This is a genomic window from Aeromonas sp. S9(2024) (assembly GCF_041403185.1).
GTDB lineage: Bacteria > Pseudomonadota > Gammaproteobacteria > Enterobacterales > Aeromonadaceae > Aeromonas > Aeromonas enteropelogenes.
Genome location: NZ_JBGLRE010000007.1, coordinates 25,177 through 41,158 on the forward strand (window position 1 = coordinate 25,177; position 15,982 = coordinate 41,158).

15 protein-coding genes are annotated in these 15,982 nt (G+C 64.4%); 11 read left to right on the forward strand and 4 right to left on the reverse strand.

The window, feature by feature from the left end:
- Positions 1–124 precede the first annotated feature (124 nt).
- On the reverse strand, positions 125–937 hold the full coding sequence (locus ACB028_RS12565) for a UTRA domain-containing protein (RefSeq protein WP_371144429.1): 813 nt from the start codon (positions 935–937) through the stop codon (positions 125–127).
- A gap of 197 nt (positions 938–1,134) precedes the next feature.
- Between ACB028_RS12565 and ACB028_RS12570 the strand changes: the two genes are divergently transcribed.
- The 6 genes from ACB028_RS12570 to ACB028_RS12595 are packed head-to-tail and all read left to right on the forward strand — an operon-like array spanning position 1,135 to position 6,400.
- On the forward strand, positions 1,135–2,181 hold the full coding sequence (locus tag ACB028_RS12570) for an ABC transporter substrate-binding protein (protein ID WP_005306158.1): 1,047 nt from the start codon (positions 1,135–1,137) through the stop codon (positions 2,179–2,181).
- 10 nt (positions 2,182–2,191) lie between these two features.
- A complete protein-coding gene (locus ACB028_RS12575; protein ID WP_017787902.1) occupies positions 2,192–3,025 on the forward strand; it encodes an alkaline phosphatase family protein in 834 nt (277 codons plus the stop codon).
- Entirely contained in the window at positions 3,025–3,924 is a 900-nt protein-coding gene (locus ACB028_RS12580) for an ABC transporter permease (RefSeq protein WP_371144430.1), read from the forward strand. The genes ACB028_RS12575 and ACB028_RS12580 overlap by 1 nt, the downstream gene beginning before the upstream one ends.
- Positions 3,917–4,693 carry an ABC transporter permease gene (locus ACB028_RS12585; RefSeq protein WP_371144431.1) on the forward strand — a complete coding sequence of 259 codons (777 nt, stop codon included), beginning with the start codon at positions 3,917–3,919 and terminating at the stop codon, positions 4,691–4,693. The genes ACB028_RS12580 and ACB028_RS12585 overlap by 8 nt, the downstream gene beginning before the upstream one ends.
- Before the next feature lie 6 nt (positions 4,694–4,699).
- Positions 4,700–5,707 carry an ABC transporter ATP-binding protein gene (locus ACB028_RS12590; protein WP_371144432.1) on the forward strand — a complete coding sequence of 336 codons (1,008 nt, stop codon included), beginning with the start codon at positions 4,700–4,702 and terminating at the stop codon, positions 5,705–5,707.
- A gap of 39 nt (positions 5,708–5,746) precedes the next feature.
- On the forward strand, positions 5,747–6,400 hold the full coding sequence (locus ACB028_RS12595; protein WP_371144433.1) for an HAD family hydrolase: 654 nt from the start codon (positions 5,747–5,749) through the stop codon (positions 6,398–6,400).
- 120 nt (positions 6,401–6,520) lie between these two features.
- Here ACB028_RS12595 and ACB028_RS12600 read toward each other — a convergent pair whose 3' ends face one another.
- Positions 6,521–8,122, reverse strand: coding sequence for a diguanylate cyclase (locus ACB028_RS12600; RefSeq protein WP_371144434.1), 1,602 nt, complete (start codon positions 8,120–8,122; stop codon positions 6,521–6,523).
- An 83-nt stretch (positions 8,123–8,205) separates the two neighbouring features.
- Between ACB028_RS12600 and ACB028_RS12605 the strand changes: the two genes are divergently transcribed.
- Together ACB028_RS12605 and ACB028_RS12610 are read left to right on the forward strand one after the other, a co-directional pair.
- Positions 8,206–8,625, forward strand: coding sequence for a DUF2214 family protein (locus tag ACB028_RS12605; RefSeq protein WP_371144435.1), 420 nt, complete (start codon positions 8,206–8,208; stop codon positions 8,623–8,625).
- A gap of 92 nt (positions 8,626–8,717) precedes the next feature.
- Positions 8,718–9,620, forward strand: a complete 903-nt coding sequence (locus tag ACB028_RS12610; protein ID WP_371144436.1) for a DMT family transporter — start codon at positions 8,718–8,720, stop codon at positions 9,618–9,620.
- An 80-nt stretch (positions 9,621–9,700) separates the two neighbouring features.
- On the opposite strand, the gene ACB028_RS12615 is transcribed toward ACB028_RS12610, so the two are convergent.
- Both ACB028_RS12615 and ACB028_RS12620 read right to left on the reverse strand, forming a co-directional pair.
- On the reverse strand, positions 9,701–10,969 hold the full coding sequence (locus ACB028_RS12615; RefSeq protein ID WP_371144437.1) for an O-acetylhomoserine aminocarboxypropyltransferase/cysteine synthase family protein: 1,269 nt from the start codon (positions 10,967–10,969) through the stop codon (positions 9,701–9,703).
- Between the two features lie 107 nt (positions 10,970–11,076).
- Positions 11,077–11,253 (reverse strand): hypothetical protein, encoded by a 177-nt coding sequence (locus ACB028_RS12620; protein WP_156130297.1) that lies wholly within the window; start codon positions 11,251–11,253, stop codon positions 11,077–11,079.
- A 100-nt stretch (positions 11,254–11,353) separates the two neighbouring features.
- Between ACB028_RS12620 and sgrR the strand changes: the two genes are divergently transcribed.
- The 3 genes from sgrR to ACB028_RS12635 all read left to right on the forward strand — a co-directional run bounded on the left by sgrR (position 11,354) and on the right by ACB028_RS12635 (position 15,977).
- The gene (gene sgrR, locus ACB028_RS12625; protein ID WP_371144438.1) at positions 11,354–13,066 is read left to right on the forward strand and encodes an HTH-type transcriptional regulator SgrR; all 1,713 of its coding nucleotides are present in this window, start codon (positions 11,354–11,356) and stop codon (positions 13,064–13,066) included.
- 147 nt (positions 13,067–13,213) lie between these two features.
- Entirely contained in the window at positions 13,214–15,391 is a 2,178-nt protein-coding gene (gene katG / locus ACB028_RS12630) for a catalase/peroxidase HPI (RefSeq protein ID WP_371144439.1), read from the forward strand.
- A gap of 190 nt (positions 15,392–15,581) precedes the next feature.
- Positions 15,582–15,977 carry a thioesterase family protein gene (locus ACB028_RS12635; RefSeq protein ID WP_026457237.1) on the forward strand — a complete coding sequence of 132 codons (396 nt, stop codon included), beginning with the start codon at positions 15,582–15,584 and terminating at the stop codon, positions 15,975–15,977.
- Positions 15,978–15,982 lie beyond the last annotated feature (5 nt).

Consider the following 15,982-nt stretch of genomic DNA (forward strand, 5'->3'; position numbering starts at 1 on the left):
GTTCGCCGGCTCATCCCCGATCCGCGACCAGGGTCTGTAATGGCCCCTCGAATGCAGGCGGCAGGGTGTGAGTATCGAGATGGATGCGGATCGCCACTGTGCCCGGCAGTGCTCTGGATATTCCCTAATCGACGAGCCGGGTTTGCGGCAGCTTGCCTGCGAGCGGCTGCAATGCTCGCGTATCGAGACAGATGCGGATGGCATCCGGTCGCCAGTGTTCGATGTCGCAATCCACCAGCGCTCCCCGCTGGTCGTAGTTGACCCGCACCAGCCGCAGCACGGCACTCCCCTCCGCCAGATTGAGGGCGCGGGCAATGGCGCCGCGCGCCGCCGAGGGGGTGATCTCGAGGCTCGCCCCGCCCTGGCCTATGCCATAGTGCTCCCGATAGAGCTCGGTGAGGGAGCTGGCCAGCGGCGCGCTGGCGATATCGGGAAAGCGGCTGGCCAGCAGATGGTGGCTGACGTGCAGCACGGGGCGCCCGTCGATGAGACGCAGGCGGCGGATTTCATAGAGCGGGGTGAAAGGCTCCAGCCCCATCCAGCGGCAGAGCTCGCTGCTGGCCAGCTCGCCGCCGTGGGCCAGCACCCGAGTCTCGGCGGTGCGCTGCTGCTCGCCGATCCACTGGTGAAAGTGGGTGTGGATGGCGGGGTCGTAGGTGAGGCGGGGCGGTGCCACGAACCAGCCGCGCCGCTCGGCCCGGTAGATGAGGCCGTCAGCCTCGAGGCTGGAGAGCGCCTCCTTGATGGTGATGCGGGTGGTAGCGAATCGCTCGCTCAGGGCCCGCTCGGCCGGCAGCTGCTGCCCCGCCCCCAGCTGGCCGCTGCCGATATAGCGGCGCAGGGTCTGGCAAATCTGTTCACACTTGGAGGCGCGGCCATCGGCCACTGCCCGCTCGCTCAATCTCGGTTCGATCACGCTCATCTTCCTGTCGATCATCCTGGCTGCCGTGGCTGACTCAACTCTCGCTGGAGTAGTCCAGCCTCACTCGGAGTGAGAGTTGTAACCGTGCAGGATGACAGCGCCATGACAGGGCGATTGTCATCAAACTGCCATCAAAGCGCCCCACCACCGTCATATTTCCCCTCTAGCATCCCTCTCGAACCTTAACTGACCTAGTCCAGAGGGATGGAATGATGAAAAGCGTGATCGCAAGTGCACTGGCCCTGGTGGCCATCAGTCAGCCACTGTTTGCCGCCGAGAACATCGCGGATCTCGAGAAGGCCGCCCGCGGTGAAGGCCAGCTCAGCAGCGTCGGCATGCCGGACAGCTGGGCCAACTGGAAGGATACCTGGCAGCAGCTCGGCAGCATCTACGGCATCAAGCATCAGGACACCGACATGAGCTCGGCCCAGGAGATCGCCAAGTTTGCCGCCGAGAAGGGCAACGCCACCGCCGACATCGGCGACGTGGGCGGTGCCTTCGGCCCGGTCGCGGTCAAGCAGGGGGTCACCCAGCCCTACAAACCCTCCACCTGGGCCGACATTCCGAACTGGGCCAAGGATGCGGACGGTCACTGGATGCTGGCCTATACCGGCACCATCGCCTTCCTGATCAACAAGGATCTGGTCAAGGCGGCCCCCACCAGCTGGCAATCCCTGCTGGGCGGCGACTACAAGGTGACCCTGGGTGACGTGGGTGTCGCCTCCCAGGCCAACAACGGCGTGCTGGCGGCAGCCTATGCCACCGGCGGCAGCGAGAAGAACCTCAAGCCTGCGCTGGAGCTGTTCGGCAAGCTGGCCCAGCAGGGCCGTCTGTCGCTGAACGACCCCACCATCGCCAACATCGAGAAGGGCGAGGTGGAAGTGGGGGTGCTGTGGGACTTCAACGCCCTGAACTACCGCGACCAGATCGACCCCAAGAAGTTTGATGTGGTGATCCCGAGCGACGGTTCCGTCATCGCCGGCTACACCACCATCATCAACAAGTGGGCCAAGAACCCCAACGCCGCCAAGCTGGCGCGGGAGTACATCCTCTCCGATGCCGGCCAGATCAACCTGGCGCGCGGCTATGCCCGCCCCATCCGCAGCAACGTGACCCTGCCGGATGACGTCAAGGCCAAGCTGCTGCCGGCCGAGCAGTACGCCAATGCCAAGCCGGTCCAGGATCACGCCGCCTGGGAGCAGAGCTCCAAGGCCCTGCCGCGCCAGTGGCAGGAAACCGTCATGATCAACATGCAGTAAGGAGTGGCCAGTGCAACACAAGGTGATAGTGGTACTTGTGGATGGCCTCTCTGCCGAGGTAGCCCATTGCATGGGCTACCTCGCGGGCATGGTGGAGGCGGGACAGGGGTTGCAGGCCACCCTGAGCTGCGCCCTGCCCTCCCTCTCCCGGCCCCTCTACGAGTGCATCCTGACCGGAACGACGCCGGTGGAGAGCGGCATCACCCACAACGGGGTGAGCCGTCTCAGTCGGCAGGAGTCCATCTTCCATCTGGCCCGGGCGGGCGGCAAACGCACCGCGGCGGCGGCCTACCACTGGATAAGCGAGCTCTACAACCAGAGCCCCTGGCAAGCGGCGCGGGATCGCTTCACCCATGACGAGCGACTGCCCATCCAGCACGGCTGTTTCTACTGGGATGACGGCTACCCAGACAGCCACCTGCTGATGGATGGCGAGTGGCTGCGCAGCCAGTACGACCCCGATTTTCTCTTGATCCACCCGATGGGGGTGGATGACGCGGGCCACCAGTTCGGCCTCGACTCCCGTCAGTACCGCAATCAGGCGCGCCGCATGGACAGCCTCTTGGCCGACCTGCTGCCCCAGTGGCTGGCGGAGGGGTATCAGGTGGTGATCACCTCGGATCACGGCATGAACAACGATCTCAGCCACGGCGGCACCCTGACCGAAGAGCGCCGGGTACCGCTCTGGCTGTTTGGCGATGCGTTCGTGGCCCAGTGGCCGGCCGGTCCCGCCATGCAGCAGACCCAGCTCTGCGCCCTGATGGCCGACCTGCTGGGAGTTTCCCACGACAAGCCTGGCTGCCCGCCGCTGCTCAAAGCCGGCAACCTGCCGGAGGTACACTGATGATGCCCGCCACCACCGAGATCCTCGCGGATCAACCGACCGTCACCCGGCGCCGGCTGCGCCGCCACTGGCTGCCCGCCCTGGTGCTGCTGCCGTTCGTTCTCCTGATGATCCTGTTCCAGCTCGCCCCCATGGTGTGGGTGCTGGTGGGCAGCTTTCAGACCCCAGACGGCTGGGGCCTCGACTACTACCGGGAGATTTTGAGCTCCCCCTTCTATCTGCAATCGTTCGGCAACTCCTTGCGCATCGCCGGCATCGCCAGTCTGGCGGGGCTCGCCATCGGCACCCTGGGAGCGGCCGCGCTGCGCCACAGCGGTGAGCGGGTCAAGCGGGTACTGCTGGCCTTCGTCACCATGACCGGCAACTTCAGCGGCGTACCGCTGGCCTTCGCCTTCATCATCATTCTCGGCATCAATGGCGCCGTGACCCTGCTGCTGAAATCCTGGGGCCTCATCGACGGCTTCAATCTCTACTCGGGCAGCGGCCTTATCCTCATCTACACCTACTTCCAGATCCCGCTCGCCCTGCTGCTGCTCTACCCGGCCTTCGATGCGTTGCAGGATGAGTGGCCGCAGGCCGCCGCCCTGCTGGGCGCGAGCAAGAGCCAATATGTCTGGCACGTGGCGCTGCCTGTGCTCACTCCCGCGCTGCTCGGCACCCTGATCATCCTGTTTGCCAACGCGGTGGGGGCCTATGCCTCCGCCTATGCCCTCACCACCGGCAACTTCAACCTGGTAACCATCCGGGTGGCCAGCCTGGTCTCCGGCGACATCTTCCTCGAGCCCAATATGGCGGCGGCGCTGGCGGTGATCCTGATGGTGCTGCTGGGGGTGGTGACGGCCGCCAACCAGTGGCTGCTGAAAAAGAGCTACGTGAACAGGGGGCAATCCCATGCATGATTTGAAACCGGGTTGGCCGCGCTGGGTGCTGGGTGGGCTGGTCGCCACCCTGCTGTTGCCACTGCTGGCCACCTTCATCTACTCCATCTCTACCCGCTGGGGGGCGACCCTGCTGCCGGACGGCTTCACCCTCGACTGGTATCTCAAACTCTGGGGCGATCCGCGCTTTCTGGCGGCGTTTGGCCGAAGCCTGCTGGTCTGCTTCGCCACCCTCCTGCTCGGCACGCTAGTGCTGGTGCCGACCGTGCTGGTGGTGGCCTACTACTTCCCAAAGCTGGATCCCTGGATGAACCTGTTGATCCTGCTCCCCTTCGCGGTACCGCCCGTGGTGTCGTCGGTGGGGTTGCTGCAGATCTACGCCGACGGCGTTCTGCCCATTATCGGCACGCCGTGGATCCTGATCGGCACCTGGTTCACCGTGGTGCTCCCCTTCATGTACCGGGCGCTGGCCAACAGCCTGCAGGGGGTGCCGCTCAGGGATCTGATGGATGCCGCCCACCTGCTGGGGGCGAGCAGCGGTCGCGCTTTTCTGCTGGTGGTGATCCCCTGCCTGCGCAAGGGGCTGCTGGCGGCGCTGTTTTTGTCGCTCTCCTTCCTGCTCGGCGAGTTCGTGTTCGCCAACATGCTGGTGGGCACCCGTTACGAGACCCTGCAGGTCTACCTCTACAACATGCGCGCCACCTCGGGCCACTTCACCAGCGCCCTGGTGATGAGCTACTTCCTGCTGACCCTGCTGCTCACCTGGGCGGCGAACAGATTTCATAGGTGAATCAAGATGTTCCATCTAGAAGTGAATCAACTGCACAAATCTTACGGCGACACCAGAGTGTTCGAGGGGATTGAATTCGGCATCCGCAAGGGGGAGCTGGTGACCCTGCTCGGCCCCTCCGGCTGCGGCAAGTCCACCCTGCTGCGGGCGCTGGCCGGGCTCACCCCGGTGGATGGCGGCCAGGTGCGGGTGGCCGGTGAAGAGATCACCTGGCAGGAACCCCAGAAGCGGGGCATCGGCATGGTGTTCCAGAGCTATGCCCTGTTCCCCAACATGACGGTGCGGGACAACGTCGCCTTCGGCCTCAAGATGAAGCCCCAGCCGGGGCGGGATCTGGCCGCCAGCGTGCAGGAGGCGCTGGCGCTGGTGGAGCTGACCGGCTTCGAGCGCCGCTATCCGGCCGAACTTTCCGGTGGCCAGCGCCAGCGGGTGGCCCTGGCCCGGGCCCTGGTGGTACAACCGCGGATCCTGCTGCTGGACGAGCCACTCTCGGCGCTGGATGCCCGCATCCGCCGCAGCCTGCGCCAGCAGATCCGCGAGATCCAGCAGCGCCTCGAGCTCACCACCATCTTCGTCACCCACGATCAGGAGGAGGCGCTCACCATGTCGGACCGGATCTTCCTGATGAACAAGGGATCCATCGTCCAGAGCGGCACGCCGGAGGAGATCTACACCCGCCCCGCCGACGCCTTCGTGGCAGGCTTTATCGGCAACTACAACCTGCTCGATGGCGAGCAGGCCAAGGTCCTGTTCGGCCAGCACTGCAGTGGCAAGCTGGCGCTGCGACCTGAATCCCTCTCCCTGCTGCCGGCCGGCGTCCGCAGCGACGAGCCGCACCTGCCGGGGGTTATCAGCGGGCAGCAGCTGCTAGGCAACGTGATCCGCTATCAGGTGAGCTGCGCGGCGGGCCTGCTGACGGTGGACTGCCTCAACCGCTCGGCCCGGGATCTGCTGCCGGTGGGCAGCGCCGTGACCCTGGCGGTGGCCCGGGATCAACTCTGTGAGGTAGCATGACGCTGCATTACATTTCCATTTTCACTGCGAGGAGCGCCCATGGCACTGGCACTGTTTGATCTGGACGAGACCCTGATTGCGGGGGATTCCGCCAGCCTCTGGCTGGAGTACATGGTGACCGAGGAGCTGGCGCCAGCCAGCATGATTGCCGAGGAGCAGGCCATGATGTCCCTCTACCATCAGGGCAAGATGGACATGCACCAGTACATGGCCTTCACCCTGCAGCCGTTGGCGGGCAAGTCGCGCCAGTGGCTCGACCCGCTCTGTGCCCGCTTTGCCGAGCAGGTGCTGCGCGAGCGCATCTACCCTGAGGGGGTGGAGCGCATCGAGTGGCACCGCAAGCGGGGCGACGAGCTGGTGCTCATCTCCGCCTCCGGCGAGCACCTGGTGGCCCCCATGGCGCAGATGCTGGGGATGGATCACTACGTGGCCATCCTGCTGGATGAAGAGGCCGGCATGCTGACCGGCCAGACCCGCGGCACCCTCAGTTTTCGTGAGGGCAAGGTGGCCCGCATCAACCAGCTGTTTGCCGCAAGCGCCGACCCTTGGCGGGAGAGCCACGGCTACAGCGACTCCCACAACGACCTGCCGCTGCTGCAGGCGGTGACCCACCCCCATGCGGTCAACCCGGCGCCGGCCCTGCGCCAGCTGGCAGATGAGCTGGGCTGGCCGACGCTGGCGTGGCAGCGGTGACGCTGGCCCCCCGAATGCAACACGAGAGGCCTGCGGGCCTCTCGTTTTTTTACGGACGTTTTGGCTGCCACTGTGGGCTGGTGTGCTTGGCAGCCAGATGCTGAAAAACCAGTGCGGGGATCAGCCGTCGCCGGTCGGTGAGGGGGCGGAATGGTCGGCTGACGCCAGAGGAAAGCAGACCCGATTTTTCCCCTCCCGCTTGGCGCGGTAGACCTCGTTGTCGGCCTGTTCGACCAGGGTCCTGGCCGATACGCCGGTGTGGCTGATGGCCACCCCGCCGCTGAGGGTGATGCGCAGCTCGGGCTCGCGCCACTCCAGCAGCTCCACCCCGTGGCGAAAGGCTTCCAGCAGGGAGGCAAACACGTCAGTGTGTTCATCGAGGCGGAAGATAAGCACCAGCTCTTCGCCGCCATAGCGGCAGAACCAGCCCCATTCATGGAACAGGCTCAAGCCCAGCTTGCTGACCCGCCGGAGCACCACGTCACCGGTCTGGTGGCCATAGGTGTCGTTGACCCGCTTGAAGTCGTCCAGATCGAACATTACCAGTCCGATTCGCTTGCCGGCATCGAGCTGCTGCTGCAGGCATTCGTCGAAGAAGCGCCGGTTGTAGAGGGTGGTCAGCTTGTCCTGATTGGCTTGGCGGCGGATCTGGGCAAAGTCCTGGCTGGCGGCTGCCATCTCCTCGTAGACGTTGGCGAGCTCCAGCATCCTGCTGTTGCTCTGGGGGCTGATATTGCCGATGCGGCTGGCCCTGATCAGCAGGGTGATCTCCCCCAGCATGCGGCGAAAGTAACGTGACCAGAGCAGAGCCAGCAGCAGATAGAGCACGAAGGCGAATCCGATCATCAGCTGTACGTTGATGGAGACGCTGTTGGTGACCTGTTGCATATGGGCGGTCGGCGCCACGCTGAGCAGGATCCAGTTCAGCCTGGGGATATGGTGGTAGGCCACCATGAGGTCGCTCGTTTCATCGAGGAAGAAGCCCTGCGGGGCCGACATGCGAACCTGCCAGCCGATCTGGGGCAGGGGTTTGAACACCAGGTTGCGGTCCGGGTGCGCCAGCACAACGCCGTCCTGGTTGAGCAGGATCTGGTAGCCCTCTTCCTGATGATCCAACCGATCCCGTTTGTTTAGCCAGTTGGCGAGGGGGGTGAGTTGGGTATCGAGGGAGAGGACGCCGACCCGCTTGCCCGCCGGATCCTGGATGGTTCTGGCCAGCGCCATAGTCAGGGTGCCCATGGTGTAGTCGTAGTAGGGATCAGTCCAGACCAGCTGATCGGGATGGCGGGAGGCCAGCTGGTACCAGGGACGGGTTCTGGGATCGAACTGGTCATCCGCCTGCCAGGACGGGTAGATCAGCATCTGGCGCAGCTCCGTGCCCACATAGATGTAATCCAGCTCCATTACTGCCTGATAGGCACCCCATGACTGCAGGTAGCGTGCGCGGTTGTGGATCTGCGGCTCGCTGAAATCCTGATAATTTACCTGCTGATAAATCAGCGTAAACTGGCGTTCAAGTTCTTCGAGATAGGGTTCGATCAGGGTATGCAGGTACTGGGTGTTGCGGGCCATCAGGTTGTTCTCCTGCTCCTGGCGCAGGGTGCGCTCCATGTGCAGGTAGTAGATGCTGCCGAGCAACAGGACGGGAATGAAAAGCAGCAGCAGGCCAAGCCGCATTCGGGCAATCAAAGACCAGGTGCTCCTGGGCTTGGCTGGGGACATGACGCTATCCTTTTCGTCTCGGGTGACTCCAGCATATATGATGGCGCAGCGCACGTCTAAAGGCGGAAAATGAGAAACTTGCAATGCTGACACACCCCCTGATCCCGGTCATCCATGATGGTTCCATCGGAACCCTGATCCTGGCCCTGGCCATCGAATACCTGATCTTTCGCCGGGGTCTGACCATGGTGCGTGTGCGCCGGTTGCTGCTGGTGGACGGGATCGCCGCCCTGGCGCTGTTCAGCCTCTTCGTTACCGGCTGTCTGCTGGTGTTGGCGCAGGCCCGCACCATGGAACAGCTTCTTGCCCACCCCGAATATCTCGCCAAGGCAGCGCTGTTTCTGCTGATCGTCGCCACCCTCGACTACCCCAGCCGCCTCTTCTATCGCTGGCGCCGCTCCCTGCGCAGTGGCAAGGCGCCGATGATCTCCACCCAGCAGCACTTCCGGGTGATCTGGATCCTCAGAAGCAACCTGTTGCTGGTGGCCCTGCTGGCCCTGTGAATAAAACCCGCGTTCCTTGCAGACAAGGGACGGGGGAGGCAGGTATCTTGGACAGGATATTCCGTAAAACGCCGATTTAAGGATGAATCGTCATGCGTTCCAATCTGATGTTGCTGATGGCCGCCACCATCTGGGGCATGGGCTTCGTCGCCCAGCGCCTGGGGATGGACCATATGGGGCCATATACCTTCAATGGCCTGCGTTTCCTGCTCGGCGCCCTCTCCCTGTTACCCCTGCTGTGGTGGCTCAAGGCCAGGCAGCCGACCGTCACTCAGGGCTCGCACCGGCAACTGCTGGTGGGCGGCATGCTGGCCGGGCTGGTACTGTTCTGTGCCGCTTCCCTGCAGCAGGTGGGACTGCTCTATACCACGGCTGCCAAGGCGGGCTTCATCACAGGGCTCTACATCATACTGGTCCCCGTGCTGGGCCTGCTGCTACATCACAAGACGGGGGCCAACACCTGGGTAGGGGCCCTGATCGCGGTGGTCGGCCTCTATGTGCTGAGCGTGACCGATGACTTCACCATCGGCTTTGGCGATCTGCTGCAGGTGATCGGCGCCCTGTTCTGGGCCATTCATCTGCTGGTGCTGGATCACTACGCCAGACGCGTCGCCCCTATCCGGCTGGCCGGGGTGCAGTTCGTGGTCTGCGGCCTGCTCAGTCTTGCGACCGCCTTCGTCATCGAGACACCGACTCTGGGCGGAGCCCTGGCCGGTTGGCAGGCGCTGCTCTATGCCGGCGTGGTGTCGGTCGGTGTGGGGTACACCTTGCAGGTGCTGGGGCAGCGTGGCGCCCACCCGGCCCACGCCGCCATCATCCTCAGTCTGGAGACCGTCTTCGCCGCCGTGGGGGGCGTGCTGCTGCTTGGCGAGACCCTGGACGAGCGCGCCGTCGCCGGTTGTTCCCTGATGCTGGCGGGCATGCTGGTCTCCCAGATCCGGCTGCGCTGGTGGTGGAAATCCCGCCGCGACAAGGTGCCGGCCGATAGTCGCTGATACGGCTCGGCCAGAGAGACGAAGGCCCCGCTTGGCGGGGCCTTCTCTTTGCTGTCGGTTGAGGGGGCTACGGGGGGCGATCAGGCCTCCAGCGCCTGATCCAGATCTGCCAATATGTCCTCGATTGCCTCGATCCCCACCGACAGCCGGATCATCTCCGGCTTGACCCCAGCCTTGGCCTGTTCCTCTTCGCTCAGCTGACGATGGGTGGTGGAGGCGGGGTGGCAGGCCAGGGACTTGGCGTCGCCGATATTGACCAGCCGCTTGAAGATCTTCAGCGCATCGTAGAAGCGTACCCCCGCCTCGTAGCCCTCTTTCAGGCCAAACGAGAGGATGGCCGAGGGGCGGCCGGCCATGTACTTCTCCGCCAGCAGGTAGTGAGGGTGACCCGGCAGACCGGCGTAGCTGACCCAGGCCACCTTGGGGTGATGCTTGAGGTGGTGGGCGACCTGCAGGGCGTTGTCCACGTGGCGCTCCATGCGCAGGCTCAGGGTCTCCAGCCCCTGCAGCAGCAGGAAGGCGTTCATGGGGGCGAGCGCCGCGCCGGTATTGCGCAGTGGCACTGTGCGTACCCGGCCGATGAAGGCCGCCGGGCCAAAGGCCTCGGTGTAGACCACCCCGTGGTAGGAGGGCTCGGGTTGGGTGAGCTGGGGGAAGCGGTCGGCGTGATCCGCCCAGGGGAACTTGCCCGAGTCGACCACCACACCGCCCAGCGAGTTGCCGTGACCGCCGACGTATTTGGTGAGGCTGTGGACGACGATGTCGGCACCGTGCTCGATGGGTTTGCACAGCACAGGGGTGGCGACCGTGTTGTCGACGATGAGGGGCACGCCGCGGGCGTGGGCCACCCTGGCCAGCTCTGCTATGTCCACTATGTTGCCCGCCGGGTTGCCGATGCTCTCGCAGTAGACCGCCTTGGTTTTGTCGTCGATGAGGGCGGCGATGGCCTCGGCGCTGTCATCCCTGGCAAAGCGCACCTCGACCCCGAATTTCGGCAGCATGTGGGCGAACAATGTGTAGGTGCCGCCGTAGAGCTGGGGCGTGGAGACGATGTTGTCGCCGGCGGCGGTCAGCGCCTGGATGGCGTAGGTGATGGCGGCGGAACCGGCCGAAACCACCAGCGCGGCTATGCCCCCTTCCAGCGCAGCCATCCGCTGCTCCAGCACATCGTTGGTGGGGTTCATGATGCGGGTGTAGATGTTGCCCGGCACCGCCAGGTTGAACAGATCCGCCCCGTGCTGGGCGCTCTCGAATTCGTAGGCCACCGTCTGGTAGATGGGCACGGCCACCGCCTTGGTGGTAGGGTCGTTGGCAAAGCCGTGGTGCAGGGCCAGGGTCGCATCTTTCATCACACACTCCTTGTTGGATGTCACCATTATGGATGGATAGACGTCCAATCTATCAGTCCCGTGGCCGATGTAAACAGGCAGATCTCCCGTATCTATTCCCTGCCATGTCAGAGGCGGCGGCGATATTCCCTGTCGTCGATCTGGTTCATGTCCCACTGCATCAGGCGATTGAGCTGGCTCATGGGATCCTCGATAAACGGCAGCGGACGGGGCAGGATCCGCTTGAAGTAACGGCGCAGGTACTGCTGGATCCGGTTCGGTTTGGGGGGGATGACCTGGTTCATGATGGGGCTCCTGTGGGTTCTCTCTCATGTTCACCGGCAGTATTGAGCTAAAATGCGGAAGTAAAAACTGATGACTTATTGCAACAGGATTTCCTCTTTTATGCCGACCGGTCGCCTCTATCAGCAATTTCAACGACTCGCCCAGCAGCTTGGCTGCGATGAGCGGGAGATCAGCCTCGCCGAGGTGGCGGATCTGCTCTGCTGCACTCCGCGCAATGCCCGCCTGCTGCTGCGCCGCATGCAGGAGCAGGGCTGGCTCAGCTGGTCGGCGGAGGCGGGCAGGGGACGGCGTTCCAGGCTCACCCTGCTCGACAGTCAGGAGAGCCTGACTCGCCGCCGGCTGCGGGATCTGCTCAGTCAGGGCCAACTCGCCCAGGCGGTGCGGCTGGCCGAGGATCGGCTGGATCTGCTCACCCCGCTGCTCATCGAACAGCTCGGTCAGGCCACCCGGGAGGGGCGCCAGATCCTGCGGGTGCCCTACTACCGGCCGCTGCCCCAGCTGCTGCCCACCGGCCCCATGCGCCGCTCCGAGGTGCACCTCAGTCGCCAGATCTTCAACGGCCTCACCCGGCGAAATGAGGAAAATGGGGAAATCGAGGGGGATCTGGCCCACCACTGGGAGTGCCTCGGCCCCTGCCACTGGCGCTTCTACCTGAGGCCGGCGGTGCGTTTTCACCACGGCCGCGAGCTGGCGGTGGAGGACGTGATGGAGAGCCTGCTCGCCTTGCGGGATCGCCCGCTGTTCGCCCATCTGGCGCGGCTGGAGAGCCCCTGGCCGCGCACCCTGGATCTGCACCTCGACAGCCCGGATCCCCTGCTGCCCCACCTGCTGGCCGAGCCGGTGGCCGTCATATTGCCGCGCGAGCTCAAGGGGGAGGCGGGGTTTGCCCTGCAGCCGGTGGGCACGGGTCCTTACAAGGTAGCCGCCAACGATCCCCTGCACCTGTGTCTGGAGGCGTTCGACGACTACTTCGGGTTGCGTGCCCTGCTCGACGAAATCGACATCTGGATGCTGCCCGAGCTGGCGGAGCGGCTGGAGAGCCACCTGCAGCTGGGGCGTGACAGCCCGGAGCTGGGCACCATGCGCGGTGAGTCCGAGCTCGAGTCCGGCTGCTACTTCCTGCTGCAGGACGACAGATCCGGATCCCTGCAGGATCCTGCCCTGCGCCAGTGGCTGGCACAGCTGCTCAACCCCATCGCCCTGATGGCCCGGGTCGCCCCCGAACTGCAACGGGGCTGGACCAGCGCGCTGGGGCTTCTGCCTCACTGGCGCGAGGCACAGCCCTCGCCTCTGCCCGCACCGTCGCGACGACCGACGCGGCTGGTGCTGGCCTGTTTCAACCAGCATCTGGAGTTCAACGAGTGCGCCGGGGCCATGGCCAGCCTGCTGGCAGAGCAGGACATCGAACTCGAGGTGCGTACCCTGGATTACGGCCGCTGGGTGAGCGGGGCAGATGAAGACGTGGATCTCTGGCTCGGTACCCTCAACCTGGAGCATGAACATGCCTTCGCCCCCTACGCCTGGCTGCAGGGCACGCCGCTGCTGCGCAGGGTATGGGCCGGCCAGCAGGGCTTGTGGCAGGGGCTGACCCAGTGGCGTACCCGCGGCGAGGAGCCAGGCCCGCGCGCCCTGCTGGCCGAGGTGCAACGCCAGGGCTGGTTTGTGCCGCTGTTTCATCACTGGCTGGAGCTGGAGAGCCGGGTCGGGGTGCACGGGGTTCGGATGACGGCGCTCGGCTGGTTCGATTTTCGCAGCGCCTGGCTGCGGCCCGAGCTGGCAGGGCCGCCGGAGGAGGAAAATCCTCGTCAGTAGCCAGCCCGTTGGCTGCTGACAGACGGAGTCGCACTATCGCTCTGTCTGCCCCGAAATGGAGAAAATCGGCTGTAGGCGCACAGAATATGCAATAGCCCTGTGCCATGCTGTTTCAGGTTATTGACCATAAAGTAAATGAGGACAGCGATGAGCAAACATCCAGCAAGTGCCCCCGGAAAATGCCCGGTCATGCACGGTGGCTCCACCTCGGCCGAGACCTCCGGCATGGCATGGTGGCCGAAGAGTCTTAACCTCGACATCCTCCATCAACATGACAGCAAGACCAATCCCCTCGGGGCCGGTTTCAACTATCGGGAGGCCCTGAAGCAGCTCGACATGGCCGAGCTCAAACGGGACGTGACGACCCTGATGACCGACAGCCAGGATTGGTGGCCCGCCGACTGGGGCCATTATGGCGGCCTGATGATCCGTATGGCCTGGCACTCAGCCGGTACCTATCGCATCGCAGACGGTCGTGGCGGTGGCGGCACCGGCAACCAGCGCTTTGCCCCGCTCAACTCCTGGCCTGACAACGCCAACCTCGACAAGGCCCGGCGCCTGCTGTGGCCCATCAAGAAAAAATACGGCAACAAGATCAGCTGGGCCGATCTGATGATCCTGGCGGGCACCGTGGCCTATGAGTCCATGGGGCTCAAGACCTTCGGTTTCGCCTTCGGCCGCGAGGATATCTGGCATCCGGAAAAAGACATCTACTGGGGCTCCGAGCGGGAGTGGCTGGCGCCGAGCAGCAAGCCGGGCGGTCGCTACTCCGGCGAGCGGGATCTGGAAAACCCGCTGGCGGCGGTGATGATGGGGCTCATCTACGTTAACCCCGAAGGGGTGGATGGTCAGCCTGATCCGCTGAAAACTGCACAGGATATGCGGGTCACCTTCGCCCGCATGGCCATGAACGACGAGGAGACAGTGGCCCTGACCGCCGGTGGCCACACCGTTGGCAAGGCCCATGGCAACGGGGATACCAAACGCCTCGGCCCCGAGCCTGAAGGGGCCGCCCTTGAGGAGCAGGGACTGGGCTGGATGAACCACAGCAGTCGCGGTATCGGTCGCGATACGGTGACCAGCGGCATCGAAGGGGCCTGGACCACCCACCCGACCAAGTGGGACAACGGCTACTTCGAACTCCTGTTCAAGTACGACTGGTGGCTGCAAAAATCCCCGGCCGGCGCCCATCAGTGGGAACCCATCAACATCGCCGAAGAGGACATGCCGGTGGATGTGGAGGACCCCTCGATCCGCTGCAAGCCGATGATGACGGATGCCGACATGGCGCTGAAGTTCGATCCCGAATATCGCAAGATAGCCGAGCGTTTTCGCGCCGATCCGGCCGCCTTCTCCGACGCCTTCGCCCGCGCCTGGTTCAAGCTGACCCACAGGGACATGGGGCCGAAGAGCCGTTATGTGGGGCCCTATGTGCCAGCCGAGGATCTGATTTGGCAGGATCCGGTACCAGCCGGTCGCAGCGACTATGACGTGGCCGCGGTCAAGGCCAGGATCGCCGCCAGTGGTCTCACTATCGGCGAGCTGGTGACCACAGCCTGGGACAGTGCCCGCACCTTCCGCGGTTCCGACAAGCGGGGTGGGGCCAATGGCGCCCGCATCCGGCTGGCACCGCAGAAGGATTGGCCGGGCAACGAACCGGAGCGGCTGGCCAGGGTGCTGGGCGTCTATGACAAGCTGGCCGCAGAATGCGGGGTGAGCGTCGCCGATCTGATCGTGCTCGGGGGCAATCTGGGCATAGAGCAGGCTGCCCAGGCGGCGGGGGTGACGGTGAACGTACCCTTCTCGCCGGGCCGGGGCGATGCCAGCCAGGATCAGACTGACGTGGATTCCTTCGCCGTGCTGGAGCCCCTGGCCGACGGTTTCCGTAACTGGCTGAAGCAGGACTATGTGGTCACGCCGGAAGAGCTGTTGCTGGATCGCGCCCAGTTGATGGGGCTGACGGCCCACGAGATGACGGTGCTGGTGGGCGGGATGCGAGTGCTGGGCACCAACCATGGCGGCACCCAGCACGGGGTCTTCACCCACAGGGCGGGCGCCCTGACCACCGACTTCTTCGTCAACCTGACCGACATGGCCTACCAGTGGGTGCCGACCGGCAACAACCTCTACGAGCTGCGGGAGCGCAGCAGCGGCCAGCTGAAGTGGACGGCCACCCGGGTGGATCTGGTGTTTGGCTCCAACTCGGTGTTGCGGGCCTACGCCGAGGTCTACGCTCAGGACGACAGCAAGGAGAAGTTCGTCTGTGACTTCGTCAGGGCCTGGAACAAGGTGATGAACGCGGATCGCTTCGATCTGCTGGACTGACCCCCCTGAAACCAAGCCCCGCATGGCCTGCCGTGCGGGGCTTTTTGGTGCCCGGCCGGCCAGGTTGCGACACACCATGGCGGTGACGAGCACCGCGGCATGTACCTGTCCTTTTGGGTCTCTCATCGGGTAACATCTTGATCCATCAATGATGGCGAGTCGCCAATCCCTGCTGACAAGGAGTCACCCCATGCTGGAAATGCAGATCCACCCCCGTTTTCAGGAGACAGATGCCCTCGGACACATCAACAATACGGTGCCGGCGGTCTGGTTCGAATCGGCGCGGGATCCCCTGTTCCGGATCTTCTCCCCCGAGCTGGACGTGCACAACTGGCACTTGATCATCGCGGGCTACACGGTGCAGTTCAAACGGGAGCTGTTCTACGGTCAGCCGGTTCTGATCAAAACCGGGGTGCGCCGCATCGGTTCAAGCTCCTTCACGCTCTGGCAGGAAGCCTGGCAGGGAGGCGAGCTGGCCGTCACCGCCGAGACGACCCTGATCCATTTCGATTACCAAACCCGCCAGTCCCTGCCCCTGAGCGAGACCCATCGCGAGGGGCTGCGCGCCTGGCTGATAGAGAGTTAACCCTG